This window comes from Mesorhizobium sp. (genome assembly GCF_017306585.1).
Classification (GTDB): Bacteria; Pseudomonadota; Alphaproteobacteria; order Rhizobiales; family Rhizobiaceae; genus Mesorhizobium.
In genome coordinates, this window is sequence record NZ_JAFKIC010000313.1 from 1 (window position 1) to 1,279 (window position 1,279).

Annotated in this window: 2 protein-coding genes; both read right to left on the minus strand. The window is 65.8% G+C overall.

The features are described from left to right. On the minus strand, window positions 1–471 hold a 471-nt coding region (locus tag J0I79_RS33915), incomplete at its 3' end, for a hypothetical protein (RefSeq protein WP_292870203.1). Window positions 472–570: 99 nt separating this feature from the next. Next, a partial coding sequence (locus J0I79_RS33920; RefSeq protein ID WP_292870206.1) for a serine hydroxymethyltransferase occupies window positions 571–1,279 on the minus strand: 709 nt, incomplete at its 5' end.

Sequence of the window (1,279 nt, forward strand, 5' to 3'; positions counted from 1 at the left end):
CACGTCCAGGGAGGTGACCTGGCGCATGGCGAGCAGCAGCGCGAGGCTGCTCTTGGGCTGATTGTCGACGGTCCAGGTGGGGCGGCCGTTGACGGCATCGCCGGAGAAAACCGTGACCGGAACCTTGACGCCGGGATCGCCGAAAACCGCCGCGACCTTCTTGGCCGTGACCAGGGTCCGGTTGTCGATGGTGATCATGATGGCCGGATAGGCGTTCGGGGGCAGCGCATCGCCGGTCGAAATCGACAATGTAAGCGTCCCCGAATTGCCGCTCGCGTCGAAGAAGGCGGTAGAGGCCGCACAGGTTTTGTGCGCGTCCTGGCCCGTGTCGAGCGCATCGACCATGGTTGTCCACCGGCCGAAAGTGCTGATCGCGGGCATGTCCGGGGCCGGCTGCGTCTGCGCCAGGGCTGGCCCGCAAACGGCCAGCCAGCCGACAGCACCAAGTGCGGTGGGACGAAATTTGCGCATCATCCATTCTCCGGTTTCATGCGCCAGCCGATCGAGGCGGCGCACTGCCCGGCGGATAAAAGATGACACTTCGCGGCTGGTCAACCGCGATAAATCAGGTCAACCGAGATAGGGATAGAGCGGGAAGCGATCGGTCAGCGCGACCACCTTGGCCTTCACCGCGGCTTCGACCGCGGCATTGCCCTCGTCGGAATTGGCGACCTTGAGCCCATCCAGCACCTCGGCGATCAACTTGCCGATCTCGCGGAATTCGGCCTGGCCGAAGCCGCGCGTGGTGCCGGCCGGCGTGCCGAGCCGCACGCCCGAAGTGACGAAGGGCTTTTCCGGATCGAAGGGGATGCCGTTCTTGTTGCAGGTGATGTTGGCGCGGCCAAGGGCTGCCTCGGCGCGCTTGCCGGTGGCGTTCTTGGGGCGCAGGTCAACCAGCATCAGATGGTTGTCGGTGCCGCCGGAAACGATGTCGAGGCCGGTCTCCTTGAGGCTCGAAGCCAGCGCCTTGGCATTGGCCGCGACGCTTTCGGCGTAGAGCTTGAAGCTTGGCTTCAGCGCCTCGCCGAAGGCCACGGCCTTGGCGGCGATGACGTGCATCAGCGGGCCGCCCTGCAGGCCGGGGAACACCGCCGAATTCATCTTCTTGGCGATCTCCTCGTCATTGCACAGGATCATGCCGCCGCGCGGGCCACGCAGCGACTTATGCGTGGTGGTCGTCACCACATGCGCGTGCGGCAGCGGCGAGGGATGCACGCCGCCGGCGACGAGGCCCGCGATGTGGGCCATGTCGACCATCAGATAGGCGCCGACCGCGTCC